The sequence below is a fragment of the Halorientalis regularis genome (assembly GCF_023698535.1).
Classification (GTDB): Archaea; Halobacteriota; Halobacteria; order Halobacteriales; family Haloarculaceae; genus Halorientalis; species Halorientalis regularis.
Genome location: NZ_JALJCL010000002.1, coordinates 113,649 through 139,783, shown reverse-complemented (window position 1 = coordinate 139,783; position 26,135 = coordinate 113,649). Strand labels below are relative to the sequence as shown.

Sequence of the window (26,135 nt, the reverse complement as noted above, 5' to 3'; positions counted from 1 at the left end):
GTCCCCCCACTCTTCTCCGCCGCCCCCTCAGTCCTGCGGCACTGCGTCCGTCTTACCGCCGGCATCCGGGAGCGTCTCCTCGACCTGGGTGTAGACCAGTCCCAGCGCCACCAGGCCGAGTGCACCGCCGAATGCGAAGGGGACGACGAAGCCAAAGCGGACGAGGTAGCCCGACACGAGTGGCCCGAGCGCCGTCCCGAGACCGAACGCCATCGTCAGCAGGGAGAGCTTCGTCCCGGACTGGCCCTCCCCGGTGAGATCGCCGGCCAGCGCCAGTCCCGGCGCGTACACCATCCCGACCGCGACGCCGTGGAGCGTCCGGGCGGCGAGCATTCCCGCTGGTGTGGTCACGAGCCCCTGCGCGAGGACCGCGGGCGCGAGCAGGGCCGACCCGACCAGCAGGAAGGGGCGACGACCGTACCGGTCGCTGGCCCGGCCGATGGGAATCTGGAAGACGACGTTGGCGATGACGACCGCGGCGAACTGGAGGCCGAACAGAACCGGGGCCTGTCCGAGCCGGGCGTTGATCCGACCCTGGAGCGTCGCGAAGAGCGCGATCCCTACCGAGAGACACAGCGTCGCGACTGCGATGGCGAAGACCGGATCGAGCAGGTGTCGGCCGTTCGGATCTCTGATCGCGAGGTCGAGTTCCTCGCCAGCGGTCGCTCTCGTCTCCTCCGGGTCCGAGACCAGGAGACTCACCAGCCCGAAGCTCACCAGCGCCCCGACGACGGCGACGAGGAAGGCGGCGTCGAACCCCGAGAGACCGCCGGCGGCCGGGAGCCGGTAGGGGCCGGCCTCGACGACCGTTCCGGCGACGACGGGGCCGAACCCGAAGCCGAGCAGGCGGAAGGTGTTGAACACGCCGAAGTTCCCGCCGCGACTGGTCTCGGTCGCGAGTTCGTTCACCAGCGCGATGGTGCAGGGAATCGTGAACGCCGCACCGACGCCCTGTAACATCCGGAGACTGACGATGACGGTGTAACTGTCCGTGTACAGGTAGCCCAGCGACGCGACCGCCAGCAGTGCCAGCCCCAGCAGGACGTACAGTTTCCGCTTGCCGGTTCGGTCGGAGAGCCGGCCGGTGAACGGTTGCCCGACGCTGTTGAGCAGGCCAAAGAGCGAGAGGACGACGCCGATCAGGAGTTCCTCGGTGACGAGGAGGCCGACGACCGGCACCGTCGAGCCGACCAGTCCCGTGATGTCGACACCGCCGCTGGCGATGAACAGCGGCAGGACGACGATCAGAAAGGAGTTGGCCACCGCGTCGGCCATCCGTGCCAGCGCCAGCACCAGCACCCGACGGTCCGTCCCGAACATCTGTCCACACACGAGGGCGCTCTCCGTTTGATCGTTGTGATCCGGGGTCGCGGTCCCGCGCCGGTCGCGGGCCCGGATCGCGGCGCCACGTCTGTGGGATCCGAGGGGGTTTTAGGGGGGCATCCTGTAACTGGTAGCTAACATGGAGTTCTGTGACGAGTGCGGTTCGATGATGAAAACCGACGACGGAATGTGGATCTGCGGGAGCTGTGGGTACGAGACGCCTCGTGACTCGGAGAAGGAAGCGGCGATGACTTCCACCCAGTCCCAGGAAGAAAGTGAGGTGATCGACACCTCGGAGGTCGACGCCGAGGATATGGGCCCGACGACCGGAGCCAAGTGTCCCGAGTGTGGCAACGACCGCGCGTTCTGGGAGATGAAACAGATCCGCGCGGCCGACGAGAGCGAGACGCGATTCTTCACCTGCACCGAGTGTGAACACAAGTGGCGTGAGGACGATCACTGACGCATGAGCGGTGACGGGACCCCACGGGTACCCGACGACGAACTCGATGGCTGGGCCGTCACCGACAGGTCGAGCGAGACCGTTTTCGAACTACCGGTCGCCCGCGTCGTCGGTCACACCGCCGTCTACGACGACGAAAACCTCCGGTCCACGGTCAGCACGCTCACCGGTGGTTCCGTCGACCGCATGTGGCGCTTTTTCTTCGCGACCCGACTGGAGTTTACCCCCTCGCTTCCCCCGACCGTCGGCCCGGCGGCCGTCTTCACGACCGTCCGCACGCAGGCAAACAGCGTGTTCAAGAACCGACTGCAGGATCGCGGTTTCGGCGAAATATCGAAGGCCGGCCACGACCGCATCCGCGTCGAGACCGGTGACCGCGCCTCGTTGCAGGCCTACGAGGCGTCCATCGAGACCAGCGTCGTCGACGTGCCCGTCGAGGGGTACCTCGCCGTCTGGTCCAACGGCGGCGAATTCCGGCTGGCCGGCGGTGCCTACCCCGCGGCGTCGCTGTCGGACCTGCTGGGCATCTCGATCCCCGGCATCGACATCGACCCGAACTCCTTCCGGCAGGAATTGCTCACCCTGGTCAAATCCGTCCGTTAGCGGTGGCGAACGGCCGCCGTAACGACCCCGCGGGCCAGCAACTCGGTCCGCCCGTCACCGAGCCACCGGCTCACGCGTCCCGGATCGGCACCGACACCGAGCAACGCCACCCGGGTCTCCCCGACGTACACCGCCGCGGTGTACCCGCCGGCCCGTAGCGTCGCGTCGAGTCGTTCCAGTGTCGCTCCCTCGGTCCGGACGATCCGGACGGCCTCGCGGAACCGGTCGATTTCGATGTGGACGGGCCCGCCGACAGACCGCAGCCGAAGGCGCGCATCATCGAGGTCCACGAGCAGATTGGCGGCGGTCTCCACGGCGGGCGCGGTCGCCATCGTGAGCGCGCCGTCGACCGCCCCGAGAATCCCCTGCCGATCCGGGTCGCGTCGGTCGGGCATGGCTCACTCTCGCCGGGCGAACGTCAGGAAGCCGGTGTGGCCGACCCCTGCCGTCGAGGGCCGGGACCCCCGGTCGTCGAAGTCCATCTCCCGCTGGATCGTCTCCAGCGTCTCGACCCCCTCTAGCCCGACGCCGCGCGCCGTCCGGGCGACCTCGCGAGCCTGCTCGACGAACGGCGAGTACACCGCCAGACACCCGCCCGGCGTCAGCAGGTCCGCGGCGTGTTCGACCACCGTCGCCGCGTCCTCCGTGTCCAGCGTCAGCACGTCTACCGGTCCCACATCCAGGTTCTCCGTCACGTCGCCCGTCCGCACGTCGACCTGCTCGTCGACGCCGGCCAGTTCCATGTTCTCGCGGGCCACGTCGGCGAACTCGGCGTCCTGCTCGTAGGTGATCACGTCGGCCCCCGCCCGGCCCATGTACGCCGCGAGGACGCCGGTCCCCGTCCCCGCGTCAAGTACCGTGTCGCTCTCGGAGACCCCGGTGTGGCCCATGATCAGCCCCACGTCGCGTGGCATCATCGGCGCGCCCGTGCGCTCGAAGTGGTTGAAACAGTCCGGGCCCCGCAGCTCACGGACCGTGAACCCCTCGTCGAGGTGCGTCGTGACGACCTCCCCCGCCGCGGCGTCCTCGGGCACTTCGAGGATGCCCAGGTCCGTCTCCAGACGCTCGCCCCGTTCCAGGAGGTACTCGCGGTCGTCCCGGACCAGCAACAGCGCCACGTTACTCCAGGCGCTCGACGGCCGCCGCGAGGTCGCCGTCCTCCGCTTCGAGGGCCTCGCGAGCGTCGTCCTCGGTCACGCCGGCGCGGTTGGCGACGATCTCGATGTCGGCGTCGGGAATGCCGCCGCCGCCACCGCTCTCGCCCGAGTCGCCGTCACCGCTCTCGACCGCCGACGCCTCGCCGGGCTCGCGGCTCTCGGGCGTCCCGATGACCTGGTAGGTCTCCTGTCCCTGGGCGTCCATCCGCTGGACCTCGGCGTCGGTGAACACGAGTTCCTCGTCGGCCGTGCGGATGATCACCTCCTCGGCGTCGAGTTCGTCGATGTCGATGCCGAACTGGTCCATCATCTGTTGCATCTTCTGCGGATCGAAGCCGCCTCCTCCGAACATACCCAGGAGGTCGCGCCCTGCACTCAAAATCTCTTCGCACCACCTTTTTTCACGAGCGGGTCGTGGGGCGACCCCCTCGTGAAAAAACGTGGGCGAAAAAAGCGGAACTCGCGCACGGCGCGAGTTCCGGTGCTGCGCTGGCCGTCTCCGCAACCGCCACCGCACAGCATCCGCAACCGCCCCGCAACCGCCCCGCCTCCGCTACCGCCTCGCTTAGCTCGCTTCTTCTCTCTCAGCGTCTGTATCGCCGTCACCGGCCTCGGCCGGCCCGACCCCGTGGCGCACGAACACGGCCATCCCCGTCTCGAAGTCGAGCATGTCCTCGCCGGCCAGTTCGGCGCGGCCGACGCCGAGCAGGGTGTCGTCGTCGCGGACGACCGCCACCTCGTCGCCCGGCCGGACGCCCGGATCGGCCCGCTGGACGAACTTCGCGAAGGTGTTGCGCCCCTCCCGGACGAACGGGTCGCTGTCCTCGCCGACCACGACGCGGTGTGTGGGGTCGTCGAGCGCGCCGAGCAGTCGCCGCGCGCCGGCCGGACTGAGCGTGAACCGACCCTCGACGGCGTAGGTCACCAGCCGACCGGCGTCGGCGACCACCTGCTGTGGCCGGCCGGAGGTCGTCCGATAGATTTCCAGACCTTCGTCCGGCGGGAACAGCGCCGCGCCCGCATCCGCACCGAACTGATAATCCGCTACCCGGCGGAGCATCCGCCCGTCCTCGTCGTTCATCGCCTCCTCGTTCCCGAGCCAGCGACTAAACACCTTCCACCCGCGACGAAAGTATTGGTTCGTGTTACCAATCACCGCGATGACTGTGCCTTGTCACGAGTTATCATTTCGTCTGCCGGTGGTTTTGGATGGATTTATACGCGAGAATTACATACCTTCGGGCAACATGCCAACGAGTTCGATGAAAGTCGTGGTCGGTGCGGTCTTGCTGCTGATCGGTTCGGTGCTGATCCTCGGGACGGGTCTCCAGCAGTTGCCGCTGCCGGCCATCGCCGGGAGCATCGCGGCGCTGTTGCTGGCGGCCGGATCGGTGCTCCTGGGCACTTCCGAAGGCGGCCAGCCGGTCTAGAGCAAGAACGTCTCCTGTTCCTCGCTGAGGTCGCGGAACGTGTCCGCCGCCTCGATCAGTTCCTCGGCGGTCGACTCGCGGAAGGCCATGATCTCGACCTTGCAGCCCTCGTGTTTGAGGTGGCGACAGAGCCGCGAGAAGTCGCCGTCGCCGGTACAGAGGACGACGGTATCGACGTGATCGGCCAGCGTGACCGCGTCCAGGCTCATCCCCACGTCCCAGTCGGCCTTCTTCGACCCGTCGCCGAAGGTCTTGATGTCCTTGATCTTCGTCTCGAATCCGATATCGACCAGCGCCTCGAAGAAACTCTCCTCGTCTTCTGCCTCGGCGCGGATCACGTAGGCGATCGCACGCGTCAGCTCCCGGCCGTTGACGCCTTCGTCCAGCAGTGACGCGTAGTCGATGTTGCGCGTATAGAGACTCCGGGCGGTGTGATAGAGGTTCTGCGCGTCGGCGAGCATCGCCACGCGCTGCCCGGGATGCACGTCAGTCATACGCGGTGTTTGGAGACCCCGCCGGATAAACCCTGCCGGACGGGTGATGGTCCCGAACCGGCGGGGAAGTGTCGCAACGACTAAGTTCTCTCCGCACGGTCGCTCGTGTATGCATCGGGCCACGCTGGAACTCGCTGGGTCGCCGACCAGCCACCGGTGTGGCGCGGTCCGTTTTCGGGGGACCAGCAAACGCAAACGCGCGCGGTAGGCTCACGGCGGGCGTAGCGCCCCTGTCGCGGGCCGTGTTCGTTGTCTCGCGCGCACCGATCTCCGACCGACCCCCCAACCCGTACACAACACAGCAATGACACACGAGACGTTCACCGGCGTGTTCCCCGCGATGACCACGCCGTTCCACGCAGACGAGAGCATCGATTTCGAGACACTTCGCGACCACGCCCAGTGGCTCGAACAGCGCGGCGTCGACGGCGTCGTGCCCATGGGCACCACCGGCGAGAGCGCGACGCTCTCGCACGACCAGCACGTCGAGGTCATCGAGGCCGTCACCGACGCCGTCGACGACGTGCCCGTGATCGCCGGCTCCGGCTCCAACAACACCCGCGAGGCGCTGGACCTCTCCGAACGCGCCGCCGACGCCGGTGCCGACGGCCTCCTGCTCATCTCGCCGTACTACAACAAGCCCGAACCCGCCGGCATGGAACACCACTTCCGACAGGTCGCCGACGCGGTCGACCTCCCGCAGATCATCTACAACGTTCCCTCCCGGACCGGCCGCAACATCGCCGTCGAGTCCGCCGTGACGCTGGCCGAACACGAAAACATCGTCGGCTACAAGGCCGCCTCCGGTGACATGAATCGCATCACCGAGGTCATCGAGCGCACGCGCGAGGAGAACTTCGAGGTCCTCTCGGGCGACGACGCGATGACCCTGCCGATCATCGCCACCGGCGGCAGTGGCTGTATCTCCGTCTCTGCCAACGTCGAACCCGCCCGGACCTGCGCGCTGGTCGGTGCTGCGCTCTCGGGCGACTACGAACGCGCCCGTGAGTACCACCACGAACTCGGCGAACTGTTCCGGGTCCTGTTCACCGAGAGCAACCCCATCCCGATCAAGGAGGCCATGGAGATCCGCGGCCACTACGACTCGGGCCGGATGCGCTCGCCGCTCTCGCGGGCCACCGACGAGACGCTCGACGCGCTCCACGCGGTACTCGACGAGCTCGACGACGGCACCGCCCCCGAACCGGCGGAGGCCCAGCGATGACACGGGTCGCAGTCAACGGCCCGGCCGGCCGGATGGGCCAGACCGTGATCGAGACCGCCGCCGACCGCGACGACGTCGAGGTCGTCGTCGGCTTCGACGTGGACGGCCCCGACGAGGTGCAGGGTGTCCCCGTCGTCGATGCCGCCGACGCCGCCGACGCGCTCGCCGAATACGACGCCGACGTGGCCGTCGACTTCACCGTCCCCGAGGCCACCCTGTCGCTGGCCGAGGCCTGCACGGAGGCGGGCGTCGGCATGGTCGTCGGCACCACCGGGTTCGACGAGGACGGCTTCGCTCGGCTGGACGACGCCGCCGAGGACGTGCCGCTCCTGAAGGCCACCAACTTCGCCCGCGGGGTCCACGCGCTCCTCCGGGCGATCAGCGAGGCCCTGCCTGCGGTACCGGAGTACGACCTCGAACTGATGGAGACCCATCACAACGGAAAGATCGACGCGCCCTCCGGGACGGCCAAGACCATGCTCGAAACCGTTCAGGAGGAACGCGACGTGGAACCGGTCTACGGCCGGGAGGGCCACGCCCCGAGAGACGAGGACGAAATCGGCGTCTTCGCGCGCCGGGCCGGCGACATCCGCGGCGAACACGAACTGATCGCGGCGGGCAACGACGAGGTGCTCTCGCTGTCTCACCACGCCGAGGACCGGAGCGTCTTCGCGGCCGGCGCGCTGGACGCCGCGGTCTGGATCGAAAACCAGGACCCCGGGCGGTACGACTTCGGGAACGTCATCGACCAATGAGCCTGCAATCCGACATCGAAAACCTGTGGAATCGCTACGACGACGGCCTCACGGCCGACGACGCCACCGCCGAGGACGCCGACACACTCGACGCGTTCCTCGACGCTCTCGAAGCCGGCGACGTGCGCGCCGCCGAACCCGCCGGCGGGGACTGGCAGGTCAACGAGTGGGTCAAGCAGGGCATCCTGTGCAACTTCGGCCTCCGCGAGATCGAGTCCCGCGAGTACGGCGACGTGGCCTACCACGACGTGCTCCCCCTGCGCGACACCGCCGACATCGGCGACCGCGGCTCCCGGAACACGCCCGACGGGACCGTCATCCGTCGCGGTGCCTACGTGGGCAGTGACGCGATCATGATGAGTCCCTCCTTCGTCAACATCGGGGCACACGTCGGGGACGGCACCCTCGTGGACTCCTGTGACACGGTGGGTTCGTGTGCCCAGATCGGCGAGGACGTCAAGCTGGGCGCGAACACGCTGATCGGCGGCGTCCTCGAACCGGTCGAAGACGGTCCGGTAATCGTCGAGGACGGCGTGTCGCTGGGCGCGGGCTGTCGGGTCACCTCCGGATTCCGGGTCGGCGAGAATTCCATCGTCGGCGAGAACACACTCCTCACGCCCCGGATTCCGGTGTACGATCTGGTCGAGGAGCAGGTGCTGTACGGCGAACTGCCGCCCGAGCGCCGGGCGTTCGCCCGCTACGTCGAATCCTCGGTCAGCGACGAGGATCTGATCCCCGGCGCGGCCTACAAGCCGGCGGTCGTCGCGACCGACATCGAGACCGAAACCCTCGAAGGCACCGAGCGCGAAGACGCACTCCGAGAATGACGACTGGGTCCGCGGTCCGCCGGCTGTCTGCCTGGGACGCCGAGCGACTGCGCGGCCTGGCCGAGGAGTACGAGACACCGCTGTACGTCTACGATCTGGAGCGGGTACGCGACAACGCCGCTCGCCTTCAGAGCGCCTTCGACGAGGAGGAGATCAGCTACGCAATCAAAGCAAATACGACGCGGCCGGTGCTGTCGACCATCGAGGCCACCGGCGTCGGGGCGGAGTGTGCATCGGCCGGCGAAGTCGAGCGGGCCCTCGCCGCCGGATTCGACGGCGCGGACGTGCGCTATACGGCGGTCAACCCGCCCGCCCGGGACCTCGACTACGTGGTAGACACCGCGGCCGACGAGGACCTGATCGTGACCGTCGGTGCGGCCGACACGCTCGATCAACTCGCCGAGCGCGGCTTCTCCGGGCGACTCTGTATCCGGGCGAACCCGGGTGTGGGAGCCGGACACCACGAGAAAGTCTCGACCGGCGCGGCCCCGAAGTTCGGGGTCCCGCTGGATCGGGTCCCCGATCTCGCGGCCGAAGCGGTCGACCGCGGATTCGACCTCGTGGGCCTGCACGCCCACGCCGGGAGCGGGATCTCCGGCGGGGACCTCGAAGCGCACCGCGAACTCGTCGCACGGATGGGCGAACTGTCCAGAACGGTAATTGCCGATGTAGGCAATATCGAGTTCGTCAACGTCGGTGGCGGGCTCGGGGTCCCCTATCGCGAGGATCAAGCCCCTCTCGATCTGGACGCGGTGGCAGCGGCGACCCGCGACGCGTTCGGTGACGTGGACGCCAGACTGGGGATCGAACCCGGTCGATACTTCGTCGCGGACGCCGGCGTCTTGCTGACCCGCGTCAACACGGTCAAGCCGACGCCGGAGACGACCGTCGTCGGCGTCGACGCCGGGATGACGACGCTGGTCCGCCCGGCGATGTACGATTCGTACCACGCGATCCGGTCGCTGGCAGCCGACGCTCGCACCCGCGAGCCGGTGTCGGCGACCGTGGCCGGGCCCATCTGCGAGACGGCGGACGTACTGGGCGAAGACCGGTCCCTGCCGGACCCCGAGCGGGACGACCTGCTCGTGGTCGGCAACGCGGGGGCCTACGGGTACGAGATGAGCAGCAACTACAACTCCCGGCCACGGCCGGCGGCCGTTGCCCTCGAGGGTGACGAGGCTCGGCTGGCGGTGCGTCGGGAAGCGGTCGCCGACATTACAGGACTGGAAACATGGTCGGAGTAGAGAAGTACCACGGCACGGGCAACGACTTCATCATCGTCGACGCGGCCGAGAACGTCCCGGACCGCCGGGCGTTCGCGGCCGAGCTCTGTGACCGGGAGACCGGTCTCTCCCATCCAAACGCGCGGAAACGCGGGGCCGACGGCGTCCTCTTTCTGGCGCTGGAAGCCGGTTACTCCCCGCCCAGGGTCGTGATGACGCTCGTCCAGCCCGACGGGAGCGTCGCGGCCATGTGTGGCAACGGCGCGCGCTGTGCGGCCAAGTGGGTCGCCGAGCGCACCGGCTCCAGCGAGGTCATGATCGACACGCAGGCCGGCACGCGCCGCGCCGAGATCGGCGAGCAGGGCGTCACCATCGAGATGGGCGCACCCGTGTTCGATCCCGCCGGCGTGCCCGTGGTCGGCGACGAACCGCTCGTCGAGCGCGAGGTCGAGGGCCCGACCGTCACGGCGGTCAACACCGGCGTCCCCCACGCCGTCGCGTTCGTCGACGACGTGACGGCCGTCGACGTGGAAGCCGTCGCGCCCGCCGTCCGAGGCGCCGACGTGTTCCCCGAGGGCGCGAACGTCAACTTCGCCGCTCCGCGGGCCGACAGTGACGACACCGACGGGATGGTCCGTGGGTTCGATCAGCGGACTTTCGAGCGCGGTGTCGAGGCCGAAACCGACTCCTGTGGGACGGGCGCGGTGGCCATCGTCGCCGCCGCCGAACGCCTCGGCAAGGTCGAACATGGCCAGCGCGTCCCGGTCCATCCGCCGGGCGGTCGCCTCGTCGTCCAGCTGACCGAGCGCGACGCGCTCTTGCAAGGCCCGGTCGAACGCGAGTACACCGGCACCGTGACCGTCGTCGATCCGACGACCTTCGACGTAGAACTCGACGGCGTCACGGGTGACGACTGATGGCGTTCGACCCCCTCGATTTCCACGCGACCGCCGTCGGGATCGAGTCCCACGAGGACGTGACCGAGATGCGCGAGTTCCTGGTCGAGACCCTCGAAGACGAGGGCGTCGACCCGCGCGTCGACGACGCCGGCAACACGCTGGCGATCCGTGAGGGTGCGGCCGACGGCCCCCACATCGTCTGCAACACGCACATCGACACGGTGCCGCCCCACGTCCCAGTGGAGGTCGACGGCGAGATCGTCCGCGGTCGCGGGTCCTGCGACGCGAAGGGACCGCTTGCGGCGCTGTCGGCGGCGTTTCTGGACGCCGAGATCGAATCGGGACGCCTGACACTGGCAGTCACGCCCGACGAGGAGGTGTACTCGACGGGTGCGGCGGCGCTGGACCTGGACGCGGACGGCTACATCGTCGGCGAGCCCACGGGGCTGGATATCTGCAACGCCGCGAAGGGCCGATTCGAGGGCACGGTCACCATCGAGGGCGTCGCGGCCCACGCCGCCGAACCCGAGAGCGGCGCGAGTGCGATCCGTGCGGTCGCGCCCGTCCTGCAGGCCATCGAATCGTACGACGAGACGGTCGGCCCGCCGGAACACGACTCCCTGGGACGGCCGACGCTCGAACCCACCGTGATCGAGGGCGGGGAAGCCACGAACCAGATCCCAGCCGAGTGTGCGATTACGGTCGACCGGCGGAGCGTCCCGCCCGAGACCCAGCAGGGCTTTCACGAACAACTGGAGGCCCACCTCCAGTCCTGGATTCCCGACTCGATGACGCTCTCTTTCGAGTACACCGAGCGGGAGACGCCGTTCCTCGAAGCGTTCGCCACGCCCGAAGACAGCGACGTGGTGCGTGCGCTCCAGGGGGCCGGCGCTGGCGAGATCCGTCCGTTCGGGGCCGCGACCGAGGCCTCCTACTTCGCGGCCGACGCGCCGACGGTCGTGTTCGGTCCGGGCGTTTTGGCCGACGACGAGGGCGCAGTGGCCCACGCCGAGCGCGAGTACGTCCGCCGCCCCGAGGTCGAGCGCGCCGGCGAGATCGCGACGGCGGCCGTCGAGTCGCTGCTCGACTGACGGGGACGCGTCTTTTTGAGGCGGGCGGTCGATCCATCGACGTGGCCTACGACGTGACGACGCTGGCGCTCGTGTTCGCCGCCGTCTTCGCCGGTGGGCTGGTCACCGGCGTCACCGGCTTCGGGTACGCCATCGTCGCGACGGCCACGCTCGCCTCGCTGCTGGAGCCCCGGACCGCCATCGTCGTGGTCATCCTGCCGATCCTAGCCGCGAACCTCTCGCTCGTGACCGAGCTCGACCGCGCGGGACTGCGCTCCTGTGTCCGGCGGTTCTGGGCGTTCGTCGCCGCGGGGGCGGTCGGGACCGTCGCTGGAATGGTCGCTCTGACGCGGATCCCGGCCGCACCGCTGTCGGCGGGGCTGGGGCTGTTCACGCTTGGTTACGTCGCCGTCAGTCAGCCCTGGATCGCCCTCCCCGGCCAGCGGCGGTTCGAGTCGTTCTGCCTCGTCGAGACCCACGCTCGCAAGGGACTGCTCGGCGTCGCCGCCGGCCTCGTGTTCGGTGCCTCGAACGTCGGCGTCCAGGTGGTCGCGTACCTGCGGTCGCTGGACCTCGACCACGAGACGTTCGTCGGCGTCGTCGCGATGATCTTCCTCGGCGTCGGCACGGTTCGCGTCGCGACCGCCTGGCTGCTTGGTCTGTACGGGTCGTCGTCGCTGCTCGCCGTCTCGGCGGCCGCCGCGGTCCCCGGCCTCGTCGGCGTCACCGTGGGCAAGCGACTCCGCCCGATGATAACGCCCCGTCGCAGAAACGCTGCCGTCTACACCATGCTGCTCGTCATCGGCGTCCGCCTCGCCGGTGCTGGTCTGGCCGGGCTGTGAGTGTACGCCTGCGAGACGAACTGTCGCTCCAGCGACCGGTGTTTCCAGTCCTGATAGCGCCCGGCAGTCACGCGGCAGACGCCCGTCAGACGCCGCGTAAACGCTTTTGTCGGCGGCTCGGAGAGCAATAGATATGGCAATGGCACAGCGGCGACGGTTCGACGCGGAATCGATCGGGCGAGCGGGGGCGCTGATCGCGACCTGCACGCTCGTCCTGACGGCGACGTTCCTGGGGCTGGTGGCACTGGTGTCGGGCGAGGCGGCCGGCCTGAGCGACCGGCTCCCGGCGTACGTGCTGGGGATGGCGACGGCGTTCGTCGGCGCGGTCCTCATCGCGGAGACCCAGAGCCTTGACGGCCGGACGGTCATCGTGGGCGCGGGCGGGGTGGCGCTCGCTGCCTTCGTCGTCCTGACGCTGGGCGGTGAGGGCCTCCTGCACGCGGTCAGGAACCCCGGGGCACTCGTCACCTCGCACCTGCTCTTTTATTTCCTGGCGGCGGGGATGATCGCCACCGGTTTCGGCTACTGGGCGATCAACCACTGGGGAGAACTGTCGATCCGGTCGCGACAGAGCAGTTTCAAGGGCGGATAGCGATCCGACCGGTTCTGCGTGCCCGGATTTCGAGACACCGCGTGTCGCCGGCGATTCCGAGACACCACAGTCGCCAGACGCCGACCCGCCGGTGTCCGAGCGACCAGTGGCCATCCCCCTCGCCGTTCGTCCAGACGTCACCGTCTACGAAACGGAGTACCCTGCGCACACCTGCGTGACTCGGGACCGACGACGAGTGGTGCCGGATGGATCGTACGAGGCCAACACATAAGCAGTCCTGGTCACATCTACAAGGTATGGGGTTCACGAAGCACACGGTCAACGGACTCATCTCGTTAGTGATCAGTGTCGTCGCCACGGCGGTCATGTCGGACGGTGCCGACGAGGGATACAGCTCGGAGGAGGTGCTGTTGTCGGTTGCAGTATCGGCGTTCCTGTCCGGGTTCTTCACCAGTTACTTCGCTGGCGAATAGCCGGATACTACCGGCTCGCATCGACGCGACCCGTGACTCCGAGACAGCAACGCCGGTCGCGTCGGCGGCCTCACAGCACACAGGGAGACTCCCGACGGACCCGCTACACTGACGCGGAACGGACTGGAGCCCGCCGCCCGGGAGCCCGGCGACGCCCGGCGGTCCTGCGTGACCGCGTAACAGCCGCTATCTGGACGACGGATCTTCGCTGACCCGTTCCTACCCGAGCAGGGCGTTCAGCAGACGGGACTCGACTTTTCTGAGAATCTCGCCGACGGTACCGGGAGCCACGTCGACCTCTTCGGCGATGTCGTCGTACGTGACCTGCCGCGGCGTGTCGTAGTAGCCCATACCGACGGCGATTTCGGCGACCTCGCGCTGGCGGTCGGTGAGCCGCGAGAGCAGGCGTTCGTTCTCGGGGGCGTAGTCGCCGAGCTTCTGGAGTTCGACCGAGATGCCGTCGGGCACGGCGTCCATCGCCTCCCGGATCTGGTCCTCGTCGCCGACGATGGTCAGCCTGATGCCCCCGTTGCTGGCGAACTCGATCGGGAAGTCCGGGACGATCTGGTAGGTGTGGGGAAGCTCCAGCAGGCCAGTGAGCATCTCGTTGGATTCCAGATGCGCGTAGGTGATGATGCGGTCCTGCATCGGCGAGACCTGGTAGGTGATGAGTTCGGGGACGTACTCGGCGGCGAACTCGATGACCTCCCGGTCGCCGCTGAGTTCGTACATCGTCGTCACCGTCCCGTCGTCGAGCAGCTCCATCTGGAGGATCCGTTCGTTCTTGATCCCCGGTGCCTGCTGGATGCGCCGTTCGATCGGGTGAATCCACCCGCGGTCCGGCGTCAACAGACCCTCGACGTATCGCATTTGCTCAGTGATTGCGCCCGACCAGCATATGCGTTTGGTACCGACAGCCCACTGTCAGTCGCCCAACTGATCGACCAGTTCGTCGCCCACACCGACGTAGCCGGCCGGCGTCAGTTGGGTCAGTTCCTCGCGCACGTCCTCGCTCACGTCCAGATCGGCGAACAGGTCCTGGAAGTCCTCGATGGTGACCCGCCGGCCCCGCGTGAGTTCCTTCACCCGCTCGTAGGCGTCGGTGTGGCCCTCCCGCCGGAGGATGGTCTGGACGGCTTCGCCGATGATCTCCGGCGTCGCCTCCAGGTCCTCGCGCATGACCTGTTCGTTGGGGACGACCTTCTCGAGTCCGCGCTCGCACTTCCGGTAGCCGATGAGACAGTGGGCCAGCGCCGCGCCGACGTTGCGCTTGACCGTCGAGTCCGAGAGGTCACGCTGGAGCCGCGAGGTGGTGACGTAATCCCCGAGGAAGACCAGATCGGAGTTGGCCTTCGAGAGGTTGCCCTCGCTGTTCTCGAAGTCTATCGGATTGACCTTGTGGGGCATCGTCGACGAGCCGGTCTCGCCGGCGGTGGCCTCCTGCCCGAGGTAGCGGTCGGAGACGTAGAGCCACACGTCCAGGTCCAGATCGAGGAGAACGTTGTTCGCGCCACGGAGCGCGTCGAACAACCGTTCGAGGTCGTCACAGGGGTTGACCTGTGTGGCCAGTTCGGTGTGGTCGAGGCCGAGGCCGGTGACGAACGACTCGGAGACGGCGGGCCAGTCCACGTCGGGGTAGGCCGCGTCGTGGGCGGCGTAGGTGCCCGACGCTCCGGCGAGTTTGCCCGAGAGACCGGCGGCGGCGCGTTCGATTCGCCCGAGTGCCCGGCCCAGGCGGGCGGCGTAGACGGCCATCTCCTTGCCGAACGTGGTCGGCGTCGCTGGCTGGCCGTGCGTGCGGGCGAGCATCGGCACGTCGCGGTGGTCGCGGGCCAGCTCGGCCAGCGCGTCCCGTACGTCACGGAGGGCGGGCACCAGTACGTCCTCGACGGCCGGTTTGACCAGCAGTCGGTGCGCGAGATTGTTCACGTCCTCGCTGGTGAGGCCGAAGTGGATCCACTGGGTGGCGTCCAGTCCCGCGGGCAGGTGTTCTCGGACGAAGTACTCGACGGCCTTCACGTCGTGGTTGGTCGCCGAGTAGTCCTTCCAGCCCTGCGTTTCGAGGGCTTTGACGATGTCGGCGTCGTCTTCGTCGAACTCCTCGTAGAGCGCCCGCAGGTGGGCGCGCTGGTCGGGGCCGATCTCGAGGGGTGTGGCGTCCAGGTCGGCGAGGGTGATCAGGTACTCGACCTCGACCTGGACGCGGGCGCGGATCAGCGCCTGCTCGCTGGCGTAGGGAACGAGCGGTTCGGTGTAGCGGGCGTACCGCCCGTCCAGCGGCGAGACGGCGGCGAGCGGACTGCGGTCTGTCATACCCGTCGATGGGCGAGGCCGGCCCAAAGGGGTATCGAAGCCCGCCGATCAGGCGAGCTTCCGGTACACCCGCAACAGCACCGAGACGGCGACGCCGAGTCCGGGGATCCGGGTCGACAGGGCCGCCGCGCCGAGCAGGAGCGCGCCGGCCTTCGGTCGGCCGCGGGCGAACGCAACCAGCGCGTCGGCCAGCGTCGAGACGATACCGAGGTCGCGGACGGAACGGTCTGAGAGTGCCGTCATCATCCGGACGATGGACGACGGAGAGAAATCACTTGTGCCTGCACTCGCAGACCGATGCCGACGGTCAGATGGGGTTGATGGAGTGTTTCTTGGGGGGCCAGTCGTCCTCCCTGGTGTCCTCGGCGCGGTCGATGGCGCGGACGATTCGTTCGCGGGTGTCGCCGGGGTCGACCACGGCGTCGATGCCGAGCCGCGAGGCTGCACGGACCGCGTCGGTGCGGTCCTTGAACTTCTCGACGAGGGCGGCCCGCTTTTCGTCGGGGTCCTCGGCGGCCTCGATCTCCCGGCGGTAGGCCACGTCGACGGCCCCCTCGATGCCCATGGCGGCTATCTCGGCGGTCGGCCACGCGATGCTCAGGTCGGTGTCGGCCGAGCGGCCGCCGCCCATCGCCACGTAGCCGTAGCCATAGCCCCGGCGGAGACAGACCGTGACGGTGGGGACCGTCGCGCGGTTCAACTCGAAGGGGAGTTTCGCCGCGTGGCGGGCGACGCCCTCAGCCTCCGAGTCGGGCCCGGGGAGGATGCCCGGCACGTCGATGAGCGTCAGGACCGGGCGGTCGAAGGCGTCACAGACCGAGACGAAGTGACTCGACTTGTCGGCGGCGGCGGTGTCGATGGTGCCGGCCTTGTGACGGGGGTTGTTCGCCACGACGCCGACGGGACGGCCTTCCAGCCGGGCAAAGCCCGTGACGATGTTGCGGGCGTACTCGGGCTTCAACTCGAAGAAGGAGTCGCGGTCGACGATGCCCTCGACGATGGCGTAGATGTCGTAGCCCTTCTTCTCGTTCGCCGGAATCACGTCGGTCAGGGCGTCGATCGTCGCGTCGGTTGGGGCCGCCCAGTCGTCGGACACAGGCGGGTCGTGCGTGGCGTTCCGTGGGAGATACGAGAGGTAGGTCCGGACGGCGTCGAGACAGGCCTCGTCGTCCTCGCAGGCGAGGTCGGCCATCCCGTTGCGGGTCGCCTGCACCGCCGGCCCGCCGAGTTCCGCCTTCGAGAGGTCGGTCCCGAGCGCCGCCTCCACGAGCGAGGGACCGGCGACGCCCAGCGTGGCGGTGCCCTCGACCATCGGGACGAAATCACACAGCGCCGCGAAGTTGGTGGGTGCGGCGAAGCCGGGACCCATCATCGCGGAGACGGTCGGAACCCACCCCGAGAGGGTCTCCTGCAGGTTGGCGAAGCCGTTGTCCCCGCGGGCGGTCGGTGCGGCGTCGAGGCCCTCCTGGATGCGGTGGCCGCCGCCGTCCTGCAGCATGACGAACGGGTACCCCCTGTCGCGCGCGAGCGTAGCGACCCGCTGGAGTTTCCGGCCGCCGGCGTGGCCGATGGAGCCACCCTTGACAGTGTAGTCGGTGGCCATGATGGCGACCGGGCGGCCGTCGACCTCGCCGATGCCACAGACCACGCCGTCGGCGGGGGCGTCCTCGCGCTCCCAGTCGGCCACCTCGGGCGTGGTCGGCATCGGGGCCGCGAGTTTGCCGATCTCGTCGAAGCTCCCCTCGTCACAGAGGTAGTCGACCCGTTCGCGGGCGGTCAGTTTGCCCGCCTCGTGCTGGCGCTCGACCGCCTCCGGGCGACTGTCGTCCGCGACGGCCGCCGCCGCCCTGTGGACGGCCGCGATCAGGTCCGCGACGTCCTCGTCGTCACTCATGGCGTGCTCACCGGACTTGGCTGCATCTCGCGAGTCATGCCCGAACCAATATATTACAGCATCAAAACATTTGCCGCACCGCTGAACGCTGTTAGCTATACGTGGGAGAAAGCGGAACAATGATAAGCAACGAATCGGCACTTGCCACTGGGGAAACTGATCACCCCAAGTGTGGTTCACTCCACTCTCACTCTCCCTTGTCCCCACCCCCCACATCTCTCCCCCCACACCCCTTTCGGGATACACCGCGGAGTCACGGCTGAGCGATTCGCAACGCCTTTGCGCCCGGACCGCCCCCCTCCGCACATGAAGCTAGCGGGCATGGCCAGCAACCGCGGCCGCAATTTACTGAACGTCCACGATCTGGCACCCGGCGGGGCCGAACTCGCCGTCGTCCTCACCAACTCCGAGGACGCGCCGGTCGTCGAGAAGGCCGAGAAACGAGGGATTCCGACGGAAACGGTCGTCCAGCGCGACGACGAGAGCCGACGGGAACACGAGGCACGCGTCGTCGAGGCCCTCGAGGACTACGAGTTCGACCTCGTCTGTCTGGACGGCTACATGCGCGTCCTCTCGGACACCTTCCTCGATCCGATGCCGACCACGCTGAACGTCCACCCCTCCCTGCTGCCCGCGTTCCCGGGCATGGACGCGTGGGGCGACGCGCTGGAGTACGGCGTCGACGTGGTGGGCTGTACCGTCCACGCCGTCACCGACGCCGTCGCCGAGGATGGCTCGCTGATCGAAGACGAGGTCGACGGCGGTCCCGTCGTCACGCAGGAACCGATCCCCGTCTACGACGGCGACGACGCCGACGACCTCAAAGAGCGTGTCCTCTACCAGGGCGAGATGAAAGCGTACCCGCGCGCGGTCAAGTGGTTCGCCCAGGATCGCGTCGAGATCGACTGGGACGCCAACCAGGTCCACGTCGAGGGCGACACCGGCGGCGACTTCCCGGAACGCCGGGTCACCAGCGAGGACCGTCACGCCGACCTGCGCTACGGGGAGAACCCACATCAGGACGCCGCCCTCTATGCTGATTCGACCTGCGACGAAGCCAGCGTCGTCGGTGCCGAGCAGTTGAACGAGGGCGCGAAGGGGATGTCCTACAACAACTACAACGACACCGACGCCGCCCTCAACATCGTCAAGGAGTTCGAAGAGCCCGCAGCCGCGGTCATCAAACACACCAACCCCGCGGGCTGTGCGACCGCCGACTCCCTCAGCGACGCCTACGCCGACGCCCTGGCCACCGACCCCAAGAGCGCGTTCGGTGGTATCGTCGCCTTGAACCGCGAGTGCGACCAGGAGACGGCCGCACAGATCATCGACTCGTTCAAAGAGGTCGTCGTCGCGCCTGGCTACACCGACGACGCCCTCGACACTCTCTTCGAGAAGGAGAACCTCCGCGTCCTCTCCGTGAGCGACAACTACGACGTGACCGAACCGGTCACCGAGAAGGACCTCGTCGGCGGCACACTCGTGCAGGAACGGGACACCCAGGCCCCGGCTCGCGAGGATCTGGAGGTCGTCACCGAACGCGAACCCACCGACGAGCAGATCGACTCTCTCCTGTTCGCCTGGCAGACGATCAAACACGTCAAATCCAACGCCATCCTGTTCGCCGACGGCACCGAGACGGTCGGCGTCGGTGCCGGACAGGTCTCCCGTGTCGACGCCGTCGAGATCGCGAAGATGAAAGCCGAGAAAGACGCCGAGGGCAAGAGCGCAGACGGTGCGGTCATGGCTTCGGACGCCTTCTTCCCGTTCCCGGACGGCATCGAGGCCGCTGCCGAAGCCGGCATCGAAGCGGTGATCCAGCCCGGTGGCTCGGTCAACGACGACGACGTGATCGAGGCCGCGAACGAACACGACATGGCGATGGTCTTCACAGGCTCGCGGGCGTTCCGGCACGACTGACGCTTCGCCCCTCTCGACGGCTGTCGGGATACGGGCCCTGACTCGACGGGCGGTCCCGGTCGGCGAGCCCACCTCGAAGCCGAAACCTGATGCGGTGTTCGTGGGATTCGGGCCGCCCGGTCCCGATCAGCAGTTTCGAGGCGGAGCCTCCGGCCTCAAGGAGCGAGGACTTCCGACGACAGTCGGAAGGACGACGCGAGTAGGCCGGAGAGGACAGCGTGGAGCGAAGCTCCGCGGGCCGTGCGAACGGGCCTGCGGCCCGTGAGCAGAAGCCGACAACCCCGAAACATACCACGGACTGTTGCCGCCCTTTCTGCTCAACGTTTATAAACCACCAGCTATACATCTGACGTATGGAGGTGCGGCGTACTGTCCCGGTGAAACTCGACGTGGACAGCGACGACGCCGCACTTCTCCGCGAGACAGTCGATGAGTTTCTATGGGCTGCCAACTACGTCGTTGACCACGCTTGGCAAGGCAACTACAAGACCACGAGCAAGGCCCAATTGCAAGAGGAAACCTACGACGAGGTACGTGACCAGACACGGTTGCACGCGAATCTCGTCCAGAACGCCCGCAACAAGGCCGCCGACGCCGTACAGGGCGTCGTCGCCCGCTGGAAACAGGGCGAGTACGCGGGCGAACCTCACTTCTCGACCCCGACCGTCGTCTACGACAAACGGTGTGCGGCCTTCCACGACGAGTCCGTGTCGCTAGCAACCGTTGACGGACGTATCGAAGCCCAGTACGTCCTGCCTGACGGGGACCGCGACACACCTCACAGCCGGTATCTCGACAACGACGATTACGAGGTGACGAGCGCAGAACTCCACAACAAGGACGGCGAGTGGTTCCTTCACCTCCGCACAAAGGCGGAGATGGAGTCGGACACGTCGGAACAGGCAACGACCGGGCATAGCACAGTCCTCGGCGTTGACCTCGGCGTGAACCAACTCGCGGTTGCGTCAACGGGCACGTTCTGGAGCGGTCACGAGTTCGACCACTGGCGGCGGGAGTACGAGAACCGGCGTGCCGACCTCCAACAGTGTGGCTCACGTCACGCTCACGAGAATATCCAAGCGGTCGGTCGCAAAGAGACGGGTCGGTTCAAGATGATGCTCCACCGGATTGCCAACGGTATCATCGAAGAAGCCACCGAAAACGGCTGTACGGTCATCGCCTTCGAGGAGTTGACCGGCATCCGCGACCGGCTCTCGGGGGCGTCGTGGGGTCATAAGTGGGCGTTCGAGCGGTTGTACGAGTACGTCGAATACAAGGCCGAACTCCACGGTATCAACGTGGAGCAGGTGGACCCGGAGAACACGTCACGGCGTTGCTCTACGTGTGGGTTCACGCATCCGGACAACCGTGAGAGCGAATCCTTCGAGTGTCTGAAGTGCGGCTACGAGAACCACGCCGACTACAACGCCGCCAAGAACATCGGCTTGCGGTATCTCCGCCGTAACCAAACTGGGGACGGTGGAGGCGCACCCGTAGGCGTGCGCTTGAATCGCGGGACGTTGAACGCGAACGGAGAGTATGAACCTCCTGCCGGGGAGTCCGGCCAGAGCGGGAGTCCACGCGAAAGCCCCATCACCAGAACCGAAGGTTCTGGTTAGCAGTCAGAAGCTCCGCTTCTGACGACACCCTCAACGAAGCGAACGGCGATAGCGCGGAACGAAGTTCCGCGGACCATTCGAGCGGGCCGGCGGCCCGCGAGAAGAAGCCGTGAGCGAGTAGGTGGGGTAGTTTACGCGTAGGCCGACATGTCGGTCATCTCGTAGCCGACGATGAGCTTCATGATCTCCTCGGTGCCGTCGGGGATCGTCATCGTCTGGGCGTCGCGGTAGTACCGCTCCAGCGGGTAGTCGGTCGAGAGCCCGTTGCCACCGTACAGTTCGACGCCGTGGCGGGCGGTCTCGACGGACTTGTCACAGGCGTAGCCCTTCGCGAGCGAGGAGTACATCCGCGACTCGTCGTCGGCGTTGGACAGCTTCTCGACGGCCTCGTGGGTCAGCAGGCGCGAGGTCTCGACGTTGGCCTTCATCTTGTAGAGGCGGTTCTGGACGAGCTGGTGCTGGGCGATGGGTTTGCCGAAGGTCTCCCGGTCGGTCGCGTACTCCAGGGCGTCCTCGTAGGCCGCTTGCTGGATGCCGACCGCCATCGCGGCCATCCCGGTCCGCATGAACGAGAAGATGGCGTTCAGCGGCTTGTGGCTCAGGAACAGGTCGACCATCTCGTTGGGGAAGGGCAGGGCTTCCGCGAGGTCGCCGTGTTCGAGGATCAGGTTGCGGATGGCGTTGCTGAGCTTGTTGCCCTCGGGCACGCGCACGTCGTCGAAGAACATCTGGCCGGTCGGCGAGCCCTTCCAGCCGAGCTTGTCCAGTTTGCGCGTGTCGAACGGGGAGTTCTCCTGGTCGACGATGAACATGTCCTGTGCGTCGTTTGCCTCGTCCCACGCGACGATCATCGTCAGGTCACAGATCTGGGCGTTGCTCACCCAGGTCTTCTCGCCGTTGATGACGTACTCGTCGCCGTCCTTGCGGGCGACGGTGTTGGGCTTGCTGGAGTGACTGCCCGAGCCGGGCTCGGTGACGCCCAGCGCGCCGATGGCTTCGCCGTTCTCCAGTTTGTCGTCCAGCGCGTCCTGGGTCTCCTCGCTGGCCCAGTTGGCGAACATGGCCGGGAACGACATGTTGAGCATGACGTTCAGGCTCGGCCAGACGCGGGAGATCTCCTCGGACCCGATGACGTAGTACTTCAGGTCGCCGAAGTAGTCCTGTGCGGTCTCCTGGTCGAAGCCAATCCCCAGCTTCCGGAGGTCGCGCAGGTAGCCGACAGCCTCCTCTTTGGTCATCTCCTGCTTGTCAAGTTCCTGCACGTCCGGTTCGATCTCGCTCTCGAGGTAGTCCCGGAGCGAGTCACGGAACATCTCGTGTGTCTTGTCGAATTGCATGTTGTCGTCTCCCCCATGGCGGCACCGACGCCGCGCACGTCGGCGGCCAGGTTAGCAGAGCGTTATCGCGGAACGGCGTAATGCCTACCCCGTCACATACGAGGGAGGTTTATGTCCGGTAGCGACTGCCACAAACGTAATGTGCTGGCCGTCGTAGCTGGCCCCACATGGATCGACCGAACCTCCAGGGGCGCGTCCCCGAGACGCTCACCTCGCGGCTCCCGGGTGGGGAGTCCGATGGTCCCGGGGACGCCACGGGTGGATCGAGCGTCGACGATTCGGCCCCCGACGCCGACGAGTCCGACTCCCGGCGACTGACGACGGTGCTCACCCTCTCCGGGCTGGGGCTGGCGGCGCTGGGCGTCGTCCTCCGCTACGCCCTCGACAGCCGCGGTGAGAGCGAGGCAGACGACGAGGGTGACCGCGACGAGCCGGATCTCGACCGGGACTTCGAGGGGACCGTCCAGGTCGTCGGCGACACCGGGGCCGTCGACGTCGCCGACGAGGCACCGAGCGACGCGACGGCCGACGAGAACGACGCGGCCGAAGACGAGCGCGACGGGTCGACCGCCGACGCCGAGACCGAGCAGGAGACCGACGTGTCCGTCGAGACGTTCGGGGTGGATCGAACCGCCGACCGGAACGACGGTGACGGCGCGGAGACCGACGACGGTGACGCAGAGGCCGACCGGGAGGGGCCACCACGGATCGCACCGCTGGTCGGGATGGTCGCGCTGGTCGGAATGCGACAGTTCGTCGAGCGCGTGCGAAAGCGGACCGAAGAGCCTCCGAACGACGCCGCCGGTCAGTCGTAGGCCGAGCGGCCCGTGATTTCCTTGCCGACGATGAGTTTCTGGATCTCGGTCGTCCCGTCGGGGATCGGCATGACGCGGGCGTCACGGAAGTAGCGTTCCAGCCGGTTCTCCGTCTTGAGCCCCTCGCCGCCCATCACCTGGATGGCGTTCGAGGTGGCCTCGTGGGCTTTCTCGGCGGTGTAGCCTTTCGCCATCGAGGTGAGCAGGCGTGCGTCGCTGGAACCGTTCTCCAGTGATTCCAGGGCCCGCCGCGAGAGCTGGCGCGAGGTTTCCAGGTCGACCCGGATATCGTAGAGCAGTTCCTGGACGAGCTGGTGTTCGGCGATGGGTTTGCCGAAGGTTTCCCGTTCCTGGACGTAGTCGACGACTTCGTCGTAGGCCGCCTGCATGATGCCGACGGACATGAACGACATCCCGGTTCGCATGAAGGAGAACGTCGCGTTCAGCGCCTTCTGGTCGAAGAACAGCTCCGCGACCGAGTCCGGGAACGGCACCACGTCGGTTAACTGGTTCCCGTCGCGGATCGCGTTGCCGATGATCGCCGACAGCTTGTTGTCCTCCGGCACGCGGACGCCGTCGAGGTACATCCGCCCGTTGTTGACGGCCTTCCAGCCGATCTTGTCGAGCGTCTCGGCCTCGTAGTCCGAGTACTCGCGGTCGACCAGGAACATGTCCTGAGCGTCGGCTTCCTCGTCGTGGGCGACGATCAGCGACACGTCCGCGATGGGCGCGTTGCCGACCCAGGTCTTCCCGCCTTCGAGAACGTACTCGTCGCCCTCTTTGTGGGCGACCGTCCGGGGCTGGGCGGTGTCCGAGCCCCCCTCAGGTTCCGTGACCGCGAGCGAGCCGATACACTCGCCGGTCTCCAGTTTCGAGAGCTGATTGGACCGCGTCTCCTCGCTGGCGAAGCGGACGAACTGGGCGGGAAAGCCCATCAGGAGCCCCACGTTGAGACTCGGCCAGTAGTAACTGATTTCCTCGGAGACGATGGCGAAGCGACGCAGGTCCCCGAAGAACTCCTCGACGGTGTCGGGGCTGAATCCGATCCCCAGCGCTTCGAGATCCTTCATGTACTTCACCATCTCGTCGCGGGTGAACGGTTCCTGATCGGCTTCGTCGACGACTGGCTCCACTTCGCGCTGCAGGTACGACCGCAACTCCTCCCGGAACGCTTCCTGTTCTTCGGTCAAGTGCATAATCAATCGTGTTTATTTGGTGTGTCGGCTCGGTATGTCGGTTACGACACTCGTTGTCAATACGTACTTCCGGTCCTCACGGACCGACTCGAGTTCGCTGTCCCGCGTGCCCGAGACGGTGTCCACGTGCCGTGCCCGCTGGACCTCGGGGACCCCTGATCGCGACGCCAGACGGCGTCAGTTCGGGACGTTGTCCGTGATCTCGCCCATGACGGAGGCGAGTTGGGTGCCCTTCTGGACGGAGCCGTCCAGTTCGTACTGCTGCTGCATGAACCCCTGGACCGGGTCGATGCCGCCGGTGATGAGTCCGGTCAGCGTGTCGGCGGGACCGGTCAGCGTGAGGTCGGGGTCGGCGACGGGACCCGAGCCACCGGTGATGGTCTCCTCGCCGGCGTTGACGTCGAGGTGGCCCTCCATGGGGCAGTCGTCGGCCTCGAAGTTCGCCGTGATGTCCGCCGCGATCTGGTCTTTGATCTCGGGGTTCTCTTCGACGAGGACGTTGACGCCCGTCCACAGCAGATCCTGGAACTGGTTGCCCGCCTCCGGCTCGTCCTCGTAGAAGCTCGCGATGTCGATGTCGTCCATCCGGCCGATGACCTTCGCGAACACTTCGGGATTCTCGGTGATGAGTTCCTTTTCTTGCCCCTGGATGTCGTTGAGCAGGTCCGGCAGGTCGTCCTTGAGCTGTTCCTCGTCCTTGTCGAGCGTTTCTTCGACGCGTGTGATGAGTTCGTCTGACATAGTTTCGCCCATTCCCCACCGGCACCCTGTGGCCGATGGCTACTGTTACGTAATTCGGCTATCCCCGTGAGGGTATCCCGTCGTATGTGAGGGGGTTTTATATACCGACTCCGGAACTGTCCGATTTGTTGAACAACACGAGGGAAATTACGCCACTAAGTGCTCTGAAACCGGCCAGTGAGTTCGACAAAAATATAGGCTTTCTGACGGTTAGAACAGGAAGCGCTTGTCCAGGTCGCTGGCCACGTCGGTCATCGTCAGGGCGGCGTCGGAGTACTGGAGGATCTTCTGCATGTCACCGTCCAGCTCCAGCTTCCCGGACATGATGGCCTCGACCACGTCGAGGTCGCCGTTGACCAGGTCGACCCACTGGTCGAAGTCGCCGGTCAGGACGAACCCGTGATCGCGCTCGTCGAGGGTGTCCATCGTCGTCGTGTCGTAACAGCCACCGTCTTCCAGGCCGATCCAGGCGTAGACCGTCCCGTCGTCGGTGACGTTCTCCTCCAGTTCCGTGAGCAGGTCGTCCATGATGTCCGGCATGACGCGGCGGAGGCCGGGCCAGACCTTCTCGGGCGCTTCGGAGATTTTCGTCTCCAGCAGTTCCTGGGCGGCCCGCTCGGGGAGGGGCCCGTCGCGGGCTTCGATTCCTTCGGCGACGTCTTCGGGCGCGTCTTCGAGGACGGTTCCCAGCGTGTCCTCGGGCAGTTGGGTGATCCCCTGTTCGAGGGCCTCCCAGACCTCTTCGGGGAGGTCGTTGACCGTTCGCTCCTCGATCGGGAGGTTCTGCATCTCGAAGACGAAGTCACCGTTCCAGCCGACACCCCAGCCTTCGCCGGTGTCTTCGAGCTCCTGACTGTCGTCGAGCGCGTGCTGGTACCTGGTAAGCCATGCCGTGGTCGGGAAGTAATCGTCGAGTTCGAACTGTTGTTCCTGTGTACTCATCGGTATCACCCCGTTGTGCGG

General features: G+C 67.0%; 29 protein-coding genes. 15 read left to right on the top strand and 14 right to left on the bottom strand.

Annotation, left to right across the window (positions count from 1 at the left end; genetic code table 11):
• Positions 1-27 precede the first annotated feature (27 nt).
• Positions 28-1,320: an MFS transporter gene (locus MU521_RS02965; RefSeq protein ID WP_092689524.1), complete on the bottom strand. Its 1,293-nt coding sequence runs from the start codon at positions 1,318-1,320 to the stop codon at positions 28-30.
• Between the two features lie 142 nt (positions 1,321-1,462).
• On the opposite strand from MU521_RS02965, the gene MU521_RS02960 reads away from it, so the two are divergent.
• Positions 1,463-1,786, top strand: a complete 324-nt coding sequence (locus MU521_RS02960) for a transcription factor S (RefSeq protein WP_092689520.1) — start codon at positions 1,463-1,465, stop codon at positions 1,784-1,786.
• A gap of 3 nt (positions 1,787-1,789) precedes the next feature.
• A complete protein-coding gene (locus MU521_RS02955; RefSeq protein ID WP_092689517.1) occupies positions 1,790-2,389 on the top strand; it encodes a DUF6517 family protein in 600 nt (199 codons plus the stop codon).
• Here the strand turns inward: MU521_RS02955 and MU521_RS02950 are convergent.
• From MU521_RS02950 to MU521_RS02935, 4 genes are all read right to left on the bottom strand, one after another.
• Positions 2,386-2,784, bottom strand: coding sequence for a hypothetical protein (locus MU521_RS02950; RefSeq protein ID WP_092689515.1), 399 nt, complete (start codon positions 2,782-2,784; stop codon positions 2,386-2,388). The two genes, MU521_RS02955 and MU521_RS02950, sit on opposite strands and share 4 nt — an antisense overlap.
• A 3-nt stretch (positions 2,785-2,787) precedes the next feature.
• A complete protein-coding gene (locus tag MU521_RS02945) occupies positions 2,788-3,507 on the bottom strand; it encodes a tRNA (adenine-N1)-methyltransferase (protein ID WP_092689512.1) in 720 nt (239 codons plus the stop codon).
• 1 nt (position 3,508) lies between these two features.
• Complete coding sequence (locus MU521_RS02940; RefSeq protein ID WP_092689510.1) at positions 3,509-3,898, bottom strand: nascent polypeptide-associated complex protein; 390 nt, start codon at positions 3,896-3,898, stop codon at positions 3,509-3,511.
• A 213-nt stretch (positions 3,899-4,111) separates the two neighbouring features.
• Positions 4,112-4,627, bottom strand: coding sequence for a PUA domain-containing protein (locus tag MU521_RS02935; protein ID WP_092689508.1), 516 nt, complete (start codon positions 4,625-4,627; stop codon positions 4,112-4,114).
• Positions 4,628-4,793: 166 nt separating this feature from the next.
• On the opposite strand from MU521_RS02935, the gene MU521_RS02930 reads away from it, so the two are divergent.
• Entirely contained in the window at positions 4,794-4,976 is a 183-nt protein-coding gene (locus tag MU521_RS02930) for a DUF8178 family membrane protein (protein ID WP_092689505.1), read from the top strand.
• Here MU521_RS02930 and MU521_RS02925 read toward each other — a convergent pair.
• Positions 4,973-5,470, bottom strand: coding sequence for a LabA-like NYN domain-containing protein (locus MU521_RS02925; RefSeq protein ID WP_092689502.1), 498 nt, complete (start codon positions 5,468-5,470; stop codon positions 4,973-4,975). The two genes, MU521_RS02930 and MU521_RS02925, sit on opposite strands and share 4 nt — an antisense overlap.
• A gap of 304 nt (positions 5,471-5,774) precedes the next feature.
• On the opposite strand from MU521_RS02925, the gene dapA reads away from it, so the two are divergent.
• From dapA to MU521_RS02880, 9 genes are all read left to right on the top strand, one after another.
• A complete protein-coding gene (gene dapA, locus MU521_RS02920) occupies positions 5,775-6,695 on the top strand; it encodes a 4-hydroxy-tetrahydrodipicolinate synthase (protein WP_092689500.1) in 921 nt (306 codons plus the stop codon).
• Entirely contained in the window at positions 6,692-7,450 is a 759-nt protein-coding gene (gene dapB, locus MU521_RS02915) for a 4-hydroxy-tetrahydrodipicolinate reductase (RefSeq protein ID WP_092689498.1), read from the top strand. Before dapA ends, dapB begins: the two co-directional genes overlap by 4 nt.
• A complete protein-coding gene (locus MU521_RS02910; RefSeq protein ID WP_092689496.1) occupies positions 7,447-8,277 on the top strand; it encodes a 2,3,4,5-tetrahydropyridine-2,6-dicarboxylate N-succinyltransferase in 831 nt (276 codons plus the stop codon). The genes dapB and MU521_RS02910 overlap by 4 nt, the downstream gene beginning before the upstream one ends.
• Complete coding sequence (lysA, locus tag MU521_RS02905) at positions 8,274-9,521, top strand: diaminopimelate decarboxylase (RefSeq protein WP_092689493.1); 1,248 nt, start codon at positions 8,274-8,276, stop codon at positions 9,519-9,521. Before MU521_RS02910 ends, lysA begins: the two co-directional genes overlap by 4 nt.
• Positions 9,509-10,417 (top strand): diaminopimelate epimerase, encoded by a 909-nt coding sequence (gene dapF / locus MU521_RS02900; RefSeq protein ID WP_092689490.1) that lies wholly within the window; start codon positions 9,509-9,511, stop codon positions 10,415-10,417. Before lysA ends, dapF begins: the two co-directional genes overlap by 13 nt.
• A complete protein-coding gene (locus tag MU521_RS02895) occupies positions 10,417-11,490 on the top strand; it encodes a M20 family metallopeptidase (RefSeq protein ID WP_092689487.1) in 1,074 nt (357 codons plus the stop codon). Before dapF ends, MU521_RS02895 begins: the two co-directional genes overlap by 1 nt.
• 41 nt (positions 11,491-11,531) lie before the next feature.
• Positions 11,532-12,311: a sulfite exporter TauE/SafE family protein gene (locus MU521_RS02890; protein WP_092689484.1), complete on the top strand. Its 780-nt coding sequence runs from the start codon at positions 11,532-11,534 to the stop codon at positions 12,309-12,311.
• Positions 12,312-12,444: 133 nt separating this feature from the next.
• Positions 12,445-12,903, top strand: a complete 459-nt coding sequence (locus MU521_RS02885) for a hypothetical protein (RefSeq protein ID WP_139171067.1) — start codon at positions 12,445-12,447, stop codon at positions 12,901-12,903.
• 257 nt (positions 12,904-13,160) lie between these two features.
• A complete protein-coding gene (locus MU521_RS02880; RefSeq protein WP_175452795.1) occupies positions 13,161-13,337 on the top strand; it encodes a hypothetical protein in 177 nt (58 codons plus the stop codon).
• Between the two features lie 219 nt (positions 13,338-13,556).
• Here MU521_RS02880 and MU521_RS02875 read toward each other — a convergent pair whose 3' ends face one another.
• From MU521_RS02875 to MU521_RS02860, 4 genes are all read right to left on the bottom strand, one after another.
• On the bottom strand, positions 13,557-14,207 hold the full coding sequence (locus tag MU521_RS02875; protein WP_092689479.1) for a helix-turn-helix domain-containing protein: 651 nt from the start codon (positions 14,205-14,207) through the stop codon (positions 13,557-13,559).
• Between the two features lie 54 nt (positions 14,208-14,261).
• Positions 14,262-15,650: an adenylosuccinate lyase gene (gene purB / locus MU521_RS02870; protein WP_092689476.1), complete on the bottom strand. Its 1,389-nt coding sequence runs from the start codon at positions 15,648-15,650 to the stop codon at positions 14,262-14,264.
• 48 nt (positions 15,651-15,698) lie between these two features.
• A complete protein-coding gene (locus tag MU521_RS02865) occupies positions 15,699-15,893 on the bottom strand; it encodes a hypothetical protein (RefSeq protein ID WP_092690081.1) in 195 nt (64 codons plus the stop codon).
• 64 nt (positions 15,894-15,957) lie between these two features.
• Positions 15,958-17,544 carry an acyl-CoA carboxylase subunit beta gene (locus tag MU521_RS02860; protein WP_092689474.1) on the bottom strand — a complete coding sequence of 529 codons (1,587 nt, stop codon included), beginning with the start codon at positions 17,542-17,544 and terminating at the stop codon, positions 15,958-15,960.
• A gap of 306 nt (positions 17,545-17,850) precedes the next feature.
• Here MU521_RS02860 and purH point away from each other — a divergent pair, with 306 nt between their 5' ends.
• Together purH and MU521_RS02850 are read left to right on the top strand one after the other, a co-directional pair.
• A complete protein-coding gene (gene purH / locus MU521_RS02855) occupies positions 17,851-19,464 on the top strand; it encodes a bifunctional phosphoribosylaminoimidazolecarboxamide formyltransferase/IMP cyclohydrolase (RefSeq protein ID WP_092689471.1) in 1,614 nt (537 codons plus the stop codon).
• A gap of 353 nt (positions 19,465-19,817) precedes the next feature.
• Positions 19,818-21,083: an RNA-guided endonuclease InsQ/TnpB family protein gene (locus MU521_RS02850; RefSeq protein WP_092689468.1), complete on the top strand. Its 1,266-nt coding sequence runs from the start codon at positions 19,818-19,820 to the stop codon at positions 21,081-21,083.
• A 131-nt stretch (positions 21,084-21,214) separates the two neighbouring features.
• Here the strand turns inward: MU521_RS02850 and MU521_RS02845 are convergent, their stop codons facing one another.
• Positions 21,215-22,420 (bottom strand): acyl-CoA dehydrogenase family protein, encoded by a 1,206-nt coding sequence (locus MU521_RS02845; protein WP_092689466.1) that lies wholly within the window; start codon positions 22,418-22,420, stop codon positions 21,215-21,217.
• Positions 22,421-22,587: 167 nt separating this feature from the next.
• On the opposite strand from MU521_RS02845, the gene MU521_RS02840 reads away from it, so the two are divergent.
• The gene (locus MU521_RS02840; protein WP_092689463.1) at positions 22,588-23,235 is read left to right on the top strand and encodes a hypothetical protein; all 648 of its coding nucleotides are present in this window, start codon (positions 22,588-22,590) and stop codon (positions 23,233-23,235) included.
• Here MU521_RS02840 and MU521_RS02835 read toward each other — a convergent pair.
• The 3 genes from MU521_RS02835 to MU521_RS02825 form a co-directional block, all read right to left on the bottom strand.
• Positions 23,226-24,431 (bottom strand): acyl-CoA dehydrogenase family protein, encoded by a 1,206-nt coding sequence (locus MU521_RS02835; RefSeq protein ID WP_092689460.1) that lies wholly within the window; start codon positions 24,429-24,431, stop codon positions 23,226-23,228. The genes MU521_RS02840 and MU521_RS02835 overlap by 10 nt on opposite strands.
• Before the next feature lie 177 nt (positions 24,432-24,608).
• Positions 24,609-25,172 (bottom strand): SCP2 sterol-binding domain-containing protein, encoded by a 564-nt coding sequence (locus MU521_RS02830; RefSeq protein ID WP_092690079.1) that lies wholly within the window; start codon positions 25,170-25,172, stop codon positions 24,609-24,611.
• A 210-nt stretch (positions 25,173-25,382) separates the two neighbouring features.
• Positions 25,383-26,114 (bottom strand): SCP2 sterol-binding domain-containing protein, encoded by a 732-nt coding sequence (locus MU521_RS02825; RefSeq protein ID WP_092689457.1) that lies wholly within the window; start codon positions 26,112-26,114, stop codon positions 25,383-25,385.
• Positions 26,115-26,135: the final 21 nt, after the last annotated feature.